At 43.2% G+C, this 16,234-nt stretch carries 18 protein-coding genes; 1 reads left to right on the forward strand and 17 read right to left on the reverse strand.

What is annotated here, in order from left to right; all coding sequences use genetic code 11:
• Window positions 1-92: 92 nt before the first annotated feature.
• The 11 genes from ABTV07_RS14505 to ABTV07_RS14555 form a co-directional block, all read right to left on the reverse strand.
• Complete coding sequence (locus ABTV07_RS14505) at window positions 93-1,169, reverse strand: AI-2E family transporter (protein ID WP_433743340.1); 1,077 nt, start codon at window positions 1,167-1,169, stop codon at window positions 93-95.
• 89 nt (window positions 1,170-1,258) lie between these two features.
• Complete coding sequence (locus ABTV07_RS14510; protein ID WP_433743341.1) at window positions 1,259-1,393, reverse strand: YrzQ family protein; 135 nt, start codon at window positions 1,391-1,393, stop codon at window positions 1,259-1,261.
• 27 nt (window positions 1,394-1,420) lie between these two features.
• Window positions 1,421-1,609: a hypothetical protein gene (locus ABTV07_RS14515; RefSeq protein ID WP_114744976.1), complete on the reverse strand. Its 189-nt coding sequence runs from the start codon at window positions 1,607-1,609 to the stop codon at window positions 1,421-1,423.
• On the reverse strand, window positions 1,557-2,099 hold the full coding sequence (locus tag ABTV07_RS14520; protein ID WP_433743342.1) for a PRC-barrel domain-containing protein: 543 nt from the start codon (window positions 2,097-2,099) through the stop codon (window positions 1,557-1,559). The genes ABTV07_RS14515 and ABTV07_RS14520 overlap by 53 nt, the downstream gene beginning before the upstream one ends.
• 129 nt (window positions 2,100-2,228) lie before the next feature.
• Complete coding sequence (locus ABTV07_RS14525; RefSeq protein ID WP_433743344.1) at window positions 2,229-2,825, reverse strand: biotin transporter BioY; 597 nt, start codon at window positions 2,823-2,825, stop codon at window positions 2,229-2,231.
• Window positions 2,826-2,981: 156 nt separating this feature from the next.
• Complete coding sequence (gene recD2 / locus ABTV07_RS14530) at window positions 2,982-5,378, reverse strand: SF1B family DNA helicase RecD2 (protein WP_433743345.1); 2,397 nt, start codon at window positions 5,376-5,378, stop codon at window positions 2,982-2,984.
• A gap of 31 nt (window positions 5,379-5,409) precedes the next feature.
• Complete coding sequence (locus ABTV07_RS14535) at window positions 5,410-6,075, reverse strand: tetratricopeptide repeat protein (protein ID WP_433743347.1); 666 nt, start codon at window positions 6,073-6,075, stop codon at window positions 5,410-5,412.
• Window positions 6,076-6,203: 128 nt separating this feature from the next.
• Window positions 6,204-7,319, reverse strand: coding sequence for a tRNA 2-thiouridine(34) synthase MnmA (gene mnmA / locus ABTV07_RS14540; protein ID WP_433743348.1), 1,116 nt, complete (start codon window positions 7,317-7,319; stop codon window positions 6,204-6,206).
• A gap of 18 nt (window positions 7,320-7,337) precedes the next feature.
• Complete coding sequence (locus ABTV07_RS14545; RefSeq protein ID WP_433743350.1) at window positions 7,338-8,480, reverse strand: cysteine desulfurase family protein; 1,143 nt, start codon at window positions 8,478-8,480, stop codon at window positions 7,338-7,340.
• A gap of 61 nt (window positions 8,481-8,541) precedes the next feature.
• Window positions 8,542-8,961: a cysteine metabolism transcriptional regulator CymR gene (gene cymR, locus ABTV07_RS14550; protein WP_433743351.1), complete on the reverse strand. Its 420-nt coding sequence runs from the start codon at window positions 8,959-8,961 to the stop codon at window positions 8,542-8,544.
• Window positions 8,958-9,635, reverse strand: a complete 678-nt coding sequence (locus ABTV07_RS14555) for a YczE/YyaS/YitT family protein (RefSeq protein WP_433743353.1) — start codon at window positions 9,633-9,635, stop codon at window positions 8,958-8,960. The genes cymR and ABTV07_RS14555 overlap by 4 nt, the downstream gene beginning before the upstream one ends.
• A gap of 142 nt (window positions 9,636-9,777) precedes the next feature.
• Between ABTV07_RS14555 and ABTV07_RS14560 the strand changes: the two genes are divergently transcribed.
• Window positions 9,778-11,049 (forward strand): replication-associated recombination protein A, encoded by a 1,272-nt coding sequence (locus tag ABTV07_RS14560; RefSeq protein ID WP_433743355.1) that lies wholly within the window; start codon window positions 9,778-9,780, stop codon window positions 11,047-11,049.
• Between the two features lie 41 nt (window positions 11,050-11,090).
• Here the strand turns inward: ABTV07_RS14560 and ABTV07_RS14565 are convergent, their stop codons facing one another.
• The 6 genes from ABTV07_RS14565 to ABTV07_RS14590 all read right to left on the reverse strand — a co-directional run bounded on the left by ABTV07_RS14565 (window position 11,091) and on the right by ABTV07_RS14590 (window position 16,148).
• Entirely contained in the window at window positions 11,091-12,041 is a 951-nt protein-coding gene (locus ABTV07_RS14565; RefSeq protein WP_433743357.1) for an ABC transporter permease, read from the reverse strand.
• Between the two features lie 17 nt (window positions 12,042-12,058).
• Window positions 12,059-12,961, reverse strand: coding sequence for an ABC transporter ATP-binding protein (locus tag ABTV07_RS14570; RefSeq protein ID WP_433751273.1), 903 nt, complete (start codon window positions 12,959-12,961; stop codon window positions 12,059-12,061).
• Window positions 12,962-12,977: 16 nt separating this feature from the next.
• Window positions 12,978-13,679 (reverse strand): ABC transporter ATP-binding protein, encoded by a 702-nt coding sequence (locus tag ABTV07_RS14575; protein WP_433743359.1) that lies wholly within the window; start codon window positions 13,677-13,679, stop codon window positions 12,978-12,980.
• Window positions 13,680-13,681: 2 nt separating this feature from the next.
• A complete protein-coding gene (locus tag ABTV07_RS14580) occupies window positions 13,682-14,056 on the reverse strand; it encodes a GntR family transcriptional regulator (protein ID WP_433743361.1) in 375 nt (124 codons plus the stop codon).
• A gap of 4 nt (window positions 14,057-14,060) precedes the next feature.
• On the reverse strand, window positions 14,061-14,846 hold the full coding sequence (locus tag ABTV07_RS14585) for a hypothetical protein (protein ID WP_433743362.1): 786 nt from the start codon (window positions 14,844-14,846) through the stop codon (window positions 14,061-14,063).
• 540 nt (window positions 14,847-15,386) lie between these two features.
• Window positions 15,387-16,148: a tRNA threonylcarbamoyladenosine dehydratase gene (locus ABTV07_RS14590; RefSeq protein ID WP_433743363.1), complete on the reverse strand. Its 762-nt coding sequence runs from the start codon at window positions 16,146-16,148 to the stop codon at window positions 15,387-15,389.
• Between the last annotated feature and the right edge of the window lie 86 nt (window positions 16,149-16,234).

The raw sequence follows: 16,234 nt of genomic DNA on the forward strand, positions 1-16,234 counted from the left end.
CATAAAGCTAAGTGGGCTATAGCATACTCGATCCATCTATGTTTTCTTCTTTATGTATCTATGTCGAATTATAGAAAGTTAAACACCTTTTGTCAATTCTCACTCGAAGAAGATTTGGGAAAATGTGTTTTTGCATGGATAAGGGCTACTTTCAATACTGCAAGGACGGGAACTGCCAAAAGCATCCCAATGACACCTGCTGCCTCTCCTCCGATAACCAGGGCGGCTATGATGAATAAAGGATGCATGTGAAGGCTTTTTCCTACGATTAACGGTGATAGAATATTCCCCTCGATGAATTGGAGAACAACGATCAAGATGACAACATAAATCACCGATCTGATGGAAACCGATGCTGCAATGAGCAATGCAGGTATTGCACCTATGACAGGGCCAAAGTACGGAATGACATTGGTGATTCCAATGACAATACCTAGCAAAACGGGGTAATGGATGCCGAGAAACCATAATACAGCCGTGGAAATGGCACCTATTGCAAGGCAAACGATGAATTGCCCCCGGATGTACCCTCCAAGAGATTCATTCACATCCCTTAGAAAACGTATTCCTTGCTTCCGCCATTTCCTCGGGGTCAAATACCAGCACATTCTTTTTACTTTATTGATATCTTTCAGGAAGTAAAAAGATATGAACGGAATAACCGCTAAAATGAACAACATATTGATGATTTTGAGCAGCATGTCCACGACATAGCCCAGGAAATCCTTGGTCCACTGCTCAAACGCCTGCATCTGCTCATTTATTTGCTGCTGCACCCCGTCAGGCCAGCGGGATGTGGAGTTCTGGAGGTGAGCATTCCAATGTTTGTATTGATCTGCAAACATCGGGATGTTATCAGATAGTTCTTTGACTTGAACGATCAAAAGAGGAACGCCTTTATAAAGCCCATAACCGACTGCCCCAAAGAAAATACAGTAAATCAGCAAGATCGCTATTCCTCTATGAATGCCGGCACTGTGTATTCTTTCAATGATGGGGTGCAGGAGATAGGCAATGAACCCTCCGATAAAGAAGGGAATGAAAGTAAGAAAGAGAATATGCCATACCGGAAGCCAGACCCCTTTTAGAAGATAGATGACGTATAAGAGCAGCAAAACGAGCAGAATAAATGTTAATCGTTGAATCCATTTCCCGATTCCAGAAGACACATTACTTCCCTCCCTACCACTCAGTTTTCCAATTCCCTCAATTTTCATTCAAAAAAGGGACAGTGAATAATTCACTATCCCTTCCACTCTTATCTGAATGTCTTCATCATTCTTTTTCTCATTTTCTTCCACTGTCTGCCGCCCATTACGTTTTGCCTCTGAGAATATACAGCAGCAGCAATACCGGCGCCAAACCCGATGAGTGAGGTCATCGTTTTATTCAAAACAATCACCTCTTTCTATAGATGAATTTAACTTAATTGGCGTTCATCTTCGGCAAACAGATCATCCAATGAACTTAACGTCCCATCCTCTTCTACTTGATGAGTATGGATGAGTCCTTTTGCAATTGAAAGCTCAATGAAGCAATTCCAGCAATAATATTGATTAATACCGATTTTCCCCAAGTCCTTGCTCTGGCAATTTGGACATTTCATCATAGGGCAAGCCACCTCGCATGTAATCTGTCGAGACGATGATGGCATCTTTTCCTATTAATGGCGGGACAGGTGTCGAAATGACCCTTTTTCCTTCTATGATGTCAGCAAAGAAACCATCTGTAAGCTCGTACCCTACGATTGTGCCCAATTTTTCCAGGAAGTATACATCTTCCAGTTCCCCTAGGCATTCGCCTTCCATCGACAAGGTCTTCCTCCCGAGGAGAGGCTGATGATGAAGGAGGGTGTATTCCCCATCTTCTTCATGCCCTCTTTGCAAATGCTCTTTGCTGTCAATCAGAATTCCATCAGGGCCGATAGCGATGACCGATTCAATCGGCAATCTATATTTTTTCGGAAACAGGCCCTTTGCTTTCATTGCAATACCGGTTACACGCCCTTGTTCAGAAATGTAGATATCGCAGACACAGCCTGCTTCTTCGCCGTTCTTTAAAAAAACAGCGAGTCCGTTGATCAACGAAAATGTTCGCAAAAGTATCCCCACCTTCCGAACATTTCTATTGTTCCCGCTGTGCAAGGTTTTAAAAGGAACAGACTTTTCCAATAAGTATTAATAAAAAAAGCAGGGAAATCATTTTCACACTGATTTCCCCGCTTATGATTAAGCTGATTTCTTAAGATTTCTATAGGAGCTTCTGGACATTAGCGTTTTATCAAGCCTATGTGCCATCAATCCTGCCAAAACGGAAAGAATGATATCTTTTGGCAGTGGAACCATCATCCACGCCCAAGCCATTTTGTATGTGAAACCATCTGGAGCTGCTGCCCAAAGCTTATAGGCCCCATACATCCAGTTTGTTCCGAATAGATAGTTGATGACCATACCGATCAGTGCTGCAGTGATGTATACAGGGACTGATCTCTTCTTTTCGATGATTTTACCTGTTGCATAAGCGGTCATGATATAAGATATGATAAATCCAAATGTCGGGCTTAGAACGTTTGAAAATCCTCCGCTGAACTGCGCGAAGACTGGCACCCCTGCAAGTCCCACCAATGCATAGACAATCATGGCTATTGCTCCAAGGCGGCTTCCAAGGATAGCTCCTGCCAAAATGGCAAAAAACGTCTGAAGTGTGATGGGAACCCCGCCGACTACCATGAATGGAACCATTGTCGTAATATTCGCTCCGATTGCCATTAAGGCTACAAACATTGCTGCTAATGTTAAATCAATTGGTTTTAGTTTTCTGTTCATATGTATCCCCCATGTCAAATGTTCTTCCTCTTTAGAATATCCCCAATCATAAATATATGTCAACACATTTAGATTAAAAGTTAACATATAAATTGAGTTCAAAAAAAGAAGACCACCAAAGGTCCTCTTATCGAAGAATATCAATTGTACTGCTTTTCACATAAAGTCATAAGGGGAGATGTCTTCCATCCCTATCATTGGATTGATCTGATGGATATTTGCTTCTGTAAGGGTTTGGGGTTCTTCACTTTTATCAACGGATTGGACTTCTTCCGTATCAGCTGCTTTTAAACGACGGCATAGGGTTGTCCTCCGTTTTTGGTCATCTTCCCGTTCGACTCCAATCCGGAACGCATCCTCTTCGCCCAATAATATCAAGAACTTCTTGCTCCTTGTAATGGCGGTATATAAAAGGTTCCTTCTCAGCATTCGGTAATAGCTTTTGACAACCGGCAAGATGACGATGGGAAATTCGCTCCCTTGAGACTTATGGATCGAGCAGCAGTATGCATGAGTGATTTGATTCATCTCCTGCTTTGTATAGGTCACTTCAATCCCCTCATAAGAAACAATGATCATCTCTTGCTTCTCTACATTTTCTTTTGAAGTGAATATGGAAATGATCTCCCCTATATCACCATTAAAAACATTTTTCTCAGGCTGATTGACGAGCTGCAGGACTTTATCCCCGATTCGAAACTTTACATTCCCATATGAAAGTTCCTTCCTTGCAGCCTTTTCGTTTCCATTTAATATCTCCTGCAATAATGCGTTCAAGCTGTCAATCCCAGCCGGCCCACGGTACATAGGAGCCAAGACTTGAATGTCCTTGGCTGTAAAGCCTTTTGTTACGGCATTTTGCACGACTTTTTCAACCACTTGTGCGATCTGTCCTGAACTACAGGCAATAAATGAGCGGTCAGGCTGCTGCTTTCTTACATCTGCGGGGACATGACCGTTTTTAATCTCATGAGCCAATTCAATGATCGAGGAGCCCTCAGCCTGCCTGTAAATATCAGTGAGCCTGACTGTCGGAATTACCTTGGAAGCCAACAGGTCTTTCAACACTTGCCCCGGACCGACAGAAGGCAGCTGATCTTCATCTCCCACCATGACTACCTGAATATGTTCCGGAAGAGCTTTGAACAGCTGATGGGCAAGCCAAGTATCGACCATCGACATTTCGTCCACGATTAAGAACTTTCCCTCGATTTCCTTTTCATCATCTGCTTGGAAGCCCTCCTGCCCATTCCACCCAAGCAAGCGATGGATAGTCACGGCAGGAAGTCCGGTCGATTCGGTCATTCGCTTTGCAGCCCTTCCCGTAGGGGCTGCAAGAAGGATAGGGAACGGCTCCTCCTTCTTATATTGATTAGGATCCAGCGAACAGCCATGAAGTTCTGCATATAGTTCTACGATCCCTTTGATGACTGTCGTTTTACCGGTACCCGGTCCGCCTGTCAAAAGCAGCATCGGCGACATCAGCGCCTGGCTTATGGCTTCTTTCTGAGAAGGTGCATATTGGACCCCCAGACGCTCTTCCAACTCCCCGAGCGCCAGCAGGAACTCTGACTGCGGAAACTGATCTTTATACTCATCCTGCGCAAGGATTCTTTGAATGCTTGTCACCAGTCCTTTTTCAGAAAAATAAAGGGAGGGAAGGTAGATCCGCTGTTCCTCAATCATCAATTTACTCTCTTCGTTCAACTGGACAATTTCATTGGAAATAGCATCAAATGGAATTTCGACGTTCTGATTCTCTTCCAGCAATGATTTCACTTTCTGCAGCAAATCCCTTGCTTCAAGATACACATGTCCATCCTGGATGCATTGCTGTTCCGTAACATAAAGTACGCCTGCTTTTATCCGGTCAGGATGGCTGCCATGGATGCCGATTTTACTTCCCAATTCATCCGCCCGTCCGAAGCCGATTCCCTCTATATCCTCAACCAGCTGATAAGGATTTTTTTCAATGATCTCCAACGCATCTTCTTTGTAGACTTGATAGATTTTCATGGAAAGCTGCGGTCCAAATCCGTATGTATTGAGGCCCACCATGATCTGTTCGAGCCCTTGATGCTCGACCAGGGTATCATAAATGATCTTTGCCTTTTCCGGTGCGAGCTTAGGAATGGAATCCAATATGGAAGGCTGCTCCAATATTTTGCTGATCGCATTTTCACCAAGCTCTGAAACGATTTTTTCTGCTGTCTTGGCACCGATTCCTTTAAAAAGTTCACTGGAAAGATAATTGATGATCCCTTCTTTTGTCTGGGGCATCACTTTTTTAAAATGCTGTACATGGAATTGGGGGCCGAACTTCGGATGCTCCTTTACATCTCCATAAAAAACATAGGTTTCCTCTTCGTGGATCCTTGGAAAATAGCCGGTGATGACAGCTTCTTTATCGCTGTCCTGAAGGTTTGTTTCATCTACACGGATCCTTACGACAGAGTAAAGGTTCTGCTCATTGTGGAAAATCGTCACGATATGGCGGCCTTTGATATATCTCTCATCCTCAGAAAATAAATCCATATGACCTTGCCGGCTCATCGGTTTTGCCCCCCTTTCCATTTACAAAAAATCAATCGTTCCCTAATGCTTTTTCCATCATTTTTTTCCCGTAGCCTGCCAGCATGTGATCCGGCTGGATTTCAAGCGCCTTTTCAAAATAAACAAGGGCTTTTTCAGGATCATCTTCATGTCCCGCAACGGCAACCCCTAAATTATAAAGGGCATCCGTGTGATCAGGGACAAGCTCCAATACTTGATGGAACTCGCTGATCGCTTCTTCATAAAGGCCCAATTGTGCCAGGCATAAGCCAAATTGAAATCTTGCCTCATCATCTGAGCTGTTCAACTCTGTGCTCCTCTGCAAATATGGCAATGCCAGCTTGAACTGTTCAGCCTGCATGAATGAAAGACCCAGCATGAAATAGGCATCGCTATTTTCCAGCCCGGTGCTGATCGCTTTTTCATACATTTTAATAGCCGGCTCCAATTTCTCCGCTTGATAATAAAGGTTGCCCAGACTATAGTAGGCTGCCCCTGCTTTTTCATCTATTTCAATGGCCTTCAGATAGAACTTTTCCGCTCTTTCCATTTCGCCCACCGCTGATAAAACATGTCCAAAATTGATATATCCGACCACGTCATTTGGATTTTCCTCAATCACTTCATTAAAAAGGGCAATAGCCTCTTCAAACTGACCTTTTTCCAAATGCTCGATGCCTGCTTTATTTTTATCCATAAAATCATCCACCTCATTGCTTTCAACTTCTATGTGAAGTATACCATAAATCCATGTTTTAACGCCTCATGGGCAGTATATCAAGGCAAAAAAAGGACTGGCTCTTTTTATAAAGAGCAGTCCTTCCTTTAGCCGACGTACGTCAATTTTTTGTTATGTTTAAAGATTTGATCGATGGTTCCTCCGCCGAGACATTCGTCTTCCTTATAGAAAACCACCGCTTGGCCAGGCGTTACCGCTCTAACCGGTTCATCGAATATGACTTTCACTGTTGTGTCTTCAAGAATTTGAACGGTTACTTTTTGGTCCGGCTGACGATAGCGGAATTTAGCCGTACAAGCAAACTCCATCGGTTTTGCTCCATTGGATACCCAGCTGACATTTGCAGCAATGATGGATTCAGAATAGAGTGCATCATTATCAAAGCCTTGTCCAACATAAAGGACATTGCGATCTAAATCTTTACCGATGACGAACCAGGGATCGCCCGAACCACCAATGCCCAGTCCATGCCTCTGGCCGATTGTATAATACATCAACCCGTCATGGTTGCCCATGATTTTGCCGTCCATCGTTTCCATGTTGCCAGGTTGGGCAGGAAGATAATTTCCCAGGAATTCTTTAAAATTCCTTTCCCCTATGAAGCAGATTCCGGTGCTGTCTTTTTTGGCTGCTGTTGCAAGCCCAGCTTCTGACGCAATCTCGCGAACTTTCTTTTTATCGATGCCGCCAATCGGGAACATTACTTTGGAGAGCTGTTCCTGTGAAAGCTGGTTCAGGAAATAGGTCTGATCCTTATTGTCATCCAGCCCCCTCAGCATCTTGTATTCTCCATCGCGGAATTCCACCTGGGCATAATGGCCGGTTGCCAGATAATCGGCTCCAAGCTTCATTGCATGCTCAAGGAAAGCTTTGAATTTGATTTCCTTATTGCACATCACATCCGGGTTAGGCGTGCGCCCCGCTTTATATTCATCAAGGAAATACGTGAATACTTTATCCCAATACTGCTGCTCAAAATTGACTGCATAATAAGGGATCCCAATCTGGTTGCAGACTCGGATGACGTCTTCGTAGTCCTCTGTTGCCGTACAGACACCGGATTCATCCGTATCATCCCAGTTTTTCATGAAAATGCCGATGACATCATAGCCCTGCTCTTTTAATAAAAGAGCTGCAACGGAGGAATCGACTCCACCTGACATCCCGACCACGACACGCGTATCTTTCGGTGCTTTATTCATGTTCCGCACCTCCTTTTATTATTTTGTCAATCTATTGACGATGACCGCTGTTTTTTCAGCTGCCATTTCGATTTGTTCTTCAGTATTATTTAAGCCGAAACTATAGCGGATTGAATTCCTTAAGCGTTCCGAATCATTCCCGAACATCGCCACCAGTACGTGGGACGGCTCAATGGAACCTGCCGTGCAGGCAGATCCACTGGATACGGCAACTCCGGATAGATCGAGATTCACCAGCATTGCTTCCACATCTGTTCCGGCAAAGCTCAAGTTTAGCACATGGGGCAGAGCTTCATCAAGAAATCCGTTCACTTCAAAATCAACTTCATGTTGGTTCAGGATTTCGATAAATTTCTTTTTGTAACCACGGTATTTCTCTCTTCGTTCTTCCTTTGTTTCTTCAGCTATTTTTACAGCTTCTGCAAATGCTCCAATGGAAGAAACATTTTCTGTGCCTGCACGTCTCTTTTTCTCCTGCTCGCCTCCATGCATCCGCGGCTGGAGCTTGACGCCTTCTCTTGCATAAAGAAATCCAATCCCTTTTGGCCCATTGATTTTATGGGATGAAACGGATAACAAATCCACACCAAGCTGTTTTACATCCAGGTTTTCAATTCCATATGCTTGTACAGCATCTGTATGAAAAACTGCTTGATGTTCTTTTAAAACATTGGCAATCTCTGCAATCGGCTGTATCGTGCCTACTTCATTGTTCCCATACATAATGGATACGACAGTTGTTTCGTCCGTCAATGCCTGTCGAACATCTTCCGGATCAACGAGCCCTTTTTCGTCAACAGGCAGATACGTCACATGGAATCCTTCTGATTCCAGAGCATGGCAGGCATGAAGCACCGCATGATGCTCAATGGATGAAGTAATGATATGCATCCCTTTAGCCTTCGCAGCATGTGCAGCCCCGATGATTGCCATATTGTCAGCTTCTGTACCTCCGCTGGTGAAAATGATTTCATTAAAGGAAGCATTGATGCTCTTCGCCAGCAGTGTCCGTGCACCATCAAGGATCTGGCGTGCTTCCCTTCCGTATGAGTGGATGCTGGAAGGATTTCCATAATGTTCGTTCAGCAGGTTCACCATTTTTTCAGCCACTTGCGGATGCACAGGAGATGTAGCTGCATGGTCGAGATAAATTCGTTCCAATTCATTTCACTCCAATAATTGATTGATAAAAAACTAAGGCTGCAGGTTATCCAACATGACCTTAAATATAAAACATATAAGCATCGGACTCGCCATCATTCGTATGATGGGCCAAATCTTCAATTGTTGTATTATCCAAAACTTCTTTCACTGCATCTCTGATTCTGATCCACAATTCCCTTTTAGCCGGTTCCTCATCTTCGATTCCTTCAACAGGGCTGATCGGCCCTTCAAGGACACGGATGATATCCCCTGATGAAATTTCGGAAGGCTCTTTTGCTAGAATATAGCCGCCGTATGCCCCCCTGATACTTTTTACCAATCCCGCATTACGCAATGGAGCCACTAATTGTTCAAGATAGTGCTCCGATAAATCATGCGCCGCTGCAATCGTTTTTAATGATGTAGGGCCTTCACCATGCCTTTTAGCAAGCTCGATCATAATGGTCAGCCCATATCGGCCTTTAGTAGAAATTTTCATAGTTTTGCACCTCTATCTATTTCATTTGTTGATATTGTTTTTTTGGCTGACTCAGCCTTTTTCATCAAATAATCCACCGTTTTTTGACATTGCGGCAATGCGATTCCCACCAGAGTACCTATTGACAGACTAAAAAAAATCGTCCCATAGTATACCGGTCCGCCCAATTGCCAGCCAATGGCTAACACCACTATTTCCATAGTCCTTCGTACGTGGGAAATCTTCCATCCCGTACGTTCATTTACGGCAAGCATCAAACTGTCCCTTGGTCCAGCCCCGATGCCGGCTGCAATATAAAGTCCCATGCCATAGGCCATGACCACCATGCCAACAAGGAACATGATGATTTTCCCCATCAATGTGTCCGGTGTTTTCATAAACGGCAGCAGCATATATATATCAATGAAAAAACCTACGAGAAGCATATTCAAATAAGCTCCGACTTTCGGAATTTTCCTTGATAGAATGGAAGAGGAAAGAAGGACAATGCATCCGATCAATATGGACCAGGTGCCGATTGTCAAGCCCAGCTGTTCATACAACCCGACATGGAGGACATCCCAAGGAGTCGCCCCAAGATCTGCAAGAATCAAAAAGACAATCCCAAGCGACATAATCAAAAGGCCGGCAATAAAGAAGCCAAACCTTGCGATGATACTTTTTCTTTTGTCCATAGCATTCCTCTATTCCAAGTTTTTGAACTTCCGATTTCATTTTTTCACTTTTGACATTATAGCATAGAACCTGTTTCAGATGCATTCCAGCTTTCTCTTTGCTACAATACTTGTACTAGAACATCAGTTTGGAGAGATGCACATGACCACTAAACCTTTGGCCTTTCGTATGCGCCCCAGAAATATTGATGAGATTGTCGGACAAGAGCACCTGGTGGGGGAAGGAAAGATCATCAGACGGATGGTTAATGCCAAGCAGCTTTCTTCCATGATTTTGTACGGACCGCCTGGAATAGGTAAAACATCGATTGCCAGCGCCATAGCAGGAAGCACAAAGTACGCCTTCAGGATGCTCAATGCTGTGACCAATAATAAAAAAGATATGGAGATCGTGGCGCAGGAAGCCAAGATGTCAGGGAAAGTCATTCTGCTTCTTGATGAAGTCCACAGACTTGATAAAGCCAAACAGGACTTTCTCCTCCCATATTTGGAAAACGGGATGATAACTATGATCGGCGCCACTACGAGCAATCCTTATCATGCCATCAATCCGGCCATCAGAAGCAGATGCCAGATATTCGAATTGAAGCCACTGGAGCAGGCTGATATGGAAAAAGCCCTTCTTGCTGCATTGGAAGATGAAGAAAGGGGCCTAGGAAAATATCCTTTAGTCATGGAAGAAGATGCCCTTCATCATTTTGCCACGGCCAGCAGCGGTGATCTAAGAAGTGCACTGAATGCATTGGAACTGGCAGTCCTTTCAACAGAAGAAAACAAAGATGGAGAGATCGTCATCACAGAGGAGACCGCTGAAGAATGTCTGCAAATGAAGAGTCTTGCACACGATAAGGACGGCGATGCCCATTATGATGTCTTAAGCGGCTTTCAAAAGTCCATTCGGGGCAGTGATGTCAATGCAGCCCTCCATTATCTCGGCAGGCTGATCGAAGCAGGCGACCTCCCGAGCATTACTAGACGGCTATTAGTCATCGCCTATGAAGATATCGGTCTTGCAAGCCCCCAAGCCGGGCCGCGGACGTTAGCCGCCATCCAGACAGCAGAGAAAATTGGATTCCCGGAAGCACGCATCCCATTAGCAAACGTCGTCATTGAACTTTGCCTCTCCCCAAAATCGAATTCTGCCATCATGGCTATAGATGAGGCGTTAATGGACATACGTTCCGGCAGCAGCGGAGAAGTGCCTATCCATCTGAAAGACGCCCATTATAAAGGGGCCAAGGAGCTTGGCAGGGGCATTGATTATCAATACCCTCATGATTATGAAAATGGATGGGTCAAACAGCAGTATCTTCCTGATAAATTAAAAAACAAAAAGTATTACAAGCCCAAAAAGACAGGAAAGTTCGAACAGGCGATTTCTACAGTATATGATAAGATCAATAATAATAAGTAAAATAAAATCCCTGTCCAGTTAAAATGGACAGGGATTTCGTTTTATGCAGCTACATCACGCTTCGAGAACACCGTGAATGCGAGCGCTTGGAAGATGATAAAATAAACGATCAATACGGCAACGGAGAATCCTAATGTCATCCCCTCGACTACCGGCATTCCATCAAAATAAGCCATCAGATTCGTATTCGCAAAAAGGATATATTTCGCCCAGTCAAACCTGGCTGCCACTAGAGAGGTAACAAGTTCTCCAGAGAATAATAGGAATATAGAGATCCCTATTGCCAATGAACTATTCCGGAAGACAGCTGAAATCATGAATGCCATTGTTGCCAGCATCAAAAGATCAACAGAACTGAATAAGTAGGACTTAATCATATGAAGCAGCATGCTTTGCTCAACAACCTTGCCTGATGAATACGCCAGGTAGGCACTGCTTTCGCCTGTCCCGAATAAAACTGTTCCCAACAGACCTGAAAAGACAAACAATAGTGACAGGAGGAAAAGACCGAATACTATGATTGTCAAATACTTAGACAAAAGGATCTTCCATCTTCTGATTGGCCGAATCAATAGTAGTTTGATCGTTCCCCAATTAAATTCACTTGCTACGATGCCAGCTGAGACGATGATCGTAAACAATCCAACAAATGAAATCAATTGAGATGCCGTTGAAATAAAAGTCCATACGTTCTTTCCTTGATCTGGAGCCATATCATGCTTGATTCGGTAATCATTGATGGCAATATTTTTTTCTATCTGCGATTTTGCCATCTCTGGAATATGTCCTTGCTTCAGATCTTGTTTCATCTGCTGATTCTGTGCAGTCAGCTCCTGCTTCCAATTCGCTTGATTATTATGATTTGAGTGCACATCTGAATATTTTTCAAATGCACCAACTATTCCGATCAATAGGATGATCATTCCGATCATTACAAACGTACCAGGTCTCTTAAATATTTTTATCCATTCATTTTGAATGAGTCTGAACATGGCTCTGTCTCCTTTTTTTATAGATTGGTAACTTCCAAGAAACGATCTTCAAGTGATTTTGCAATTGCCTTCACACCAAAGACATCCACTTCATTTTCCACCAAGATCTTGATGATGGCAGGTACTTGTTCCTTTAAAAGGGGCACTTCGATTCCTGCAGTTGTTTTCCTTCCAGCAAGATTAAATTGCTCCTCCAGAAGTGTCATTGTCTTATCACTTGCGGATGTTTCGATCAAATAAACCTGTTCATTGCCTTGAACGAAATCGTGGACAGTCTGAACATCCGTCAATTTGCCTTTTTGAATGATTGCGATGCGGTCGCACATCAATTCCATTTCAGAAAGAAGATGGCTTGATACAATGACAGACATATTTTCTTCTCTGGCAAGCTTCCTAATATAATCCCTTATTTCCCGGATTCCTGCAGGATCCAGTCCATTAGTCGGCTCATCAAGGATCATCACTTTTGGCTTATGCAGAAGGCACTGCGCCAATCCCAATCGCTGTCTCATACCAAGGGAATAGGTCTTTACCTTGCTGTGGATGGCGTCTGTCAATCCGACCAGTTCCACCACTTCCAAAATCCGCTCTTTACTTACTCCCTTGACCATCCTTGCATATTGCATCAGGTTCTGATACCCAGTCAGGAATTTATATAATTCAGGGTTTTCAACAATGGCGCCTACATGCTGGATCGCTTGATCGTAATTCTTCTGAATGCTCTTTCCTTTGATCAGAACATCCCCTGATGTCAATTTCATCAAGCCGACGATCATCCTGATGGTCGTTGTTTTTCCGGCACCATTTGGCCCGAGGAATCCAAACACTTCCCCTTCTCTGATGCTGAAGGACAAATCATCGATGATCTTCTTCCCTTTGATTACTTTCGTTACATTTTTCAACTCAACGATTGCTGTCATCTTTACACTTCCTTTGTTATGATTCATTGAATATTTCCTTAAACCAGGACAAAACCGATAAGCCTTTTTCTTCCCTGAGTGCTTCTACGTTTTCAATACCTAAAAGGTTCCCATTATATATAGCAATCACTTCGTCAAGGATCGGCTCGATTTCATCAATTTCATGAGTAGCGATCACGACTGTCTGCCGGTCAAAATCGATATGGGATAGAAGGTTTTTAACGATTTCATCCCGGACGATCGGATCCAATCCTGAAAACGGCTCATCAAGGAGCAGCAATTCGGCATCCCTGGCAAGTGAAAGGACGAGCTTCAGCCTTCCTCTGTTTCCTTTGGAATAATGGCGGATTCTCTTGTTCTTCTCCAATTTCAGTTTATCTGCGAGTTCAAACGCCTTGTCTCTATGAAAATCTTTAAATTGCGTACTGTAAAAGTCAATCATCTGCTTGACAGTAAAATTTTCATAGAACATATCGAGTTCTGTCAAATAGCTCACTCTTTCACTGATCTTCCGCGTCACGGGCTCACCCTCTGCTAAAAAGAGTTCCCCGCTGCTTGGAAAAACGAGGCCAGCCATCATTTTCAGCACAGTCGATTTCCCGCTCCCATTCGGCCCGAGAAGCCCGTAAATCTTCCCTTTTTCCAAAGCGAAAGAAATATCCTTCAGCGCATATTCATCACCGTATTTCTTGGTGACGTGTTGTAAGGAAACACCCATCTTCACTCCACCCCCTTATGGTCAAAATAAGATTGAATATCTTCCATTATTTCTCCCCTGTTGAAGCCAAGGTCGGTCATATTCTTTAAAAACTGTTCCACAATTCCTTTTTTGAGCTGCCTTTTTATCTCCTCGAGGATCACTGTATTTTCCGTCACGAATGTTCCCTGCCCCCTTCTCGTTTCCACGATTTCCATCCTCTCCATTTCACTGTATGTCCGCTGGATTGTATTGGGGTTTACGCCCGACTGCACAGCCATTTCCCTTACAGATGGAAGCTTGCTTCCGGGGAGGAGTTCTTTACGGACAATTTGATGGATGATTCGATCGGCTATTTGCATATAGATTGGCTTTGCTGATTGAAATTCTTCCGTCATTCCATCACACCTCTACTTTTTTCTCTAAGAACCAGCTTGATGCAAAAAATAGAAGCACAGTAAGCAATGCATAAAGGACGATTGGCAGAAGTGGTACATCAATCGGGGTCATTTCTGCATTCCATTTTCCTTGTTCATAATGAAATGATCCTTCTGCATATATGGAAATGCTCCATTTTTTCATAAGCTCGGCAAGAGGCACGATTTTCATGATGAGTGTTTCAATTGTGTTCCAAATAATGAAAAGAAGGATGAGGACCAGCCAGCGGAATCTTTTCACAGATGGAAATTTAGAAAGTGAATGGTAGACCGTCCAATAGAATAGGCACCAGCACGAAAGGTAAAACGCAACACAAAATATGACCAGATTGATGTAAAAACCCTCTTTGTAAGGAAGCCCCATCCCAGGTAATTCATTCATTGTGTTTTTTGGCAAGATCCATTCATACAGGATGAAAAATACAATTGTCAACACAAGCTGGGAGAGGAGTTGATACGCTGATGAAATGAGCATCTTGGAGAAAATGAGCATCTTAGACGATTGCGGCGAATGGAGCCATAGCTGTGTCCGCCCTTCCGTCCGCAGGAATGAAAGCATTATGACCGGTATGAAACCAATATGCATGCTCCCTAAGAAGATGACGCTTCCTATCAGGACAACAGGTTCATGAAGATAGCCCGATAAGCCGTAGGATAGGAGTAAAAGGATGAATATGGTGATGAACCACGTGAGCATCCAGTTTTTTGAAAGCAGGTAGTCTTTTTTCAGCAATCCTTTAAATGCGATCAAGATTTGCTCCTCCTTCTTGTAAGGCTCTTTTCTCAAAGATTGTTGCTATAGCCATTAAAACAGAATACCTTATGCAATCTAGGCCGGAAAATCCAGCTAGAAAAGAGCCTGGATACTCGATTTCAACGCGCAAAAATAATATTTTTACGTTAAAATCGGCATTAAGATTTTAACAACAATGTTTACGAAAACAGCCTTTTGTTGAAAATAAAAACCAATTTGTATTAGTGTTCTAGTTAGATAGTACACTAATACAAATTGGCAGTCAATACCATTTCATTGTTTTTGTAAGTATTTGTTTTTGAGCCATTTGTACTTAGAATGTAAAAAGATTGAGATGGAATCCACTCCCTTTCCGCGGACGAACCGGCAAGCCTCCTCGCTTCGCTGTGGGGTCTTGCCAGCCCGTTTTTCCGCCGGAGTCTCGCGGATTCCCTCTTAATCACAATAATTTCATAAATTCCTAATGCAATAAAAAAAGCTGATCCAAAAGATTGGACATTCCCATCCTCTTGAATCAGCCTATTTTATTTCAATTATTTAATCATTCACACGTGTCATTTTGATATCTGAGAGCAGCTGGTCTACTGTATAACCTGCCATGATCAATCCTGCTACGGAAGGAACGAAGGCATTGGAAGATGGCGGCATCTTTGCTTTTCTGATAGGAGCTTCATCGTTCCCTACTTCTTTCCTTACTTCTTCGCGGATTACAATCGGGCTTTCATCTGAGAAAACGACCGGGATTCCTTTTTTGATTCCCTCTTTGCGCAGGCGCAGACGGATCACTTTTGCAATCGGATCTGTATGAGTTTTGGAAATGTCAGCAATGCGGAATCGTGTCGGATCCGATTTATTGGCAGCACCCATACTGGAAATAATCGGGATATCCCTTTTCAGGCATTCCTTCATCAAATGAATTTTATACGAAATGGTATCTGAAGCATCAATGACGAAATCTAGATTGTGACTGAAGAACTCTTCATATGTTTCTTCCGTATAGAACATCTTTAATGAAATAACTTCGCATTCAGGGTTGATATCCTTTATTCTTTCTTTCATTAAATCAGCTTTTGGCTGTCCGACCGTTGATAAAAGGGCATGAAGCTGGCGATTGATGTTGGTGATATCCACATCATCCTTGTCCACGAGGATCAGCTTGCCGACACCCGTCCTTGCAAGGGCTTCAACCGCGAAAGATCCTACCCCTCCAATACCGAGGATGGCGACGGTGCTGTTTTTTAAAATATCCAAGCCTTCTTTACCAATGGCTAATTCGTTTCTGGAAAATTGATGAAGCATAGAAATTCAACTCCAATTATAAATTCTGATTCTATTATTATGATTCCTGAATTAGGATAAACGATTACACTTATTAAAGCAACCTT

The sequence above is a fragment of the Falsibacillus pallidus genome (assembly GCF_050990905.1).
Taxonomy (GTDB): Bacteria; Bacillota; Bacilli; order Bacillales; family DSM-25281; genus Falsibacillus; species Falsibacillus pallidus_A.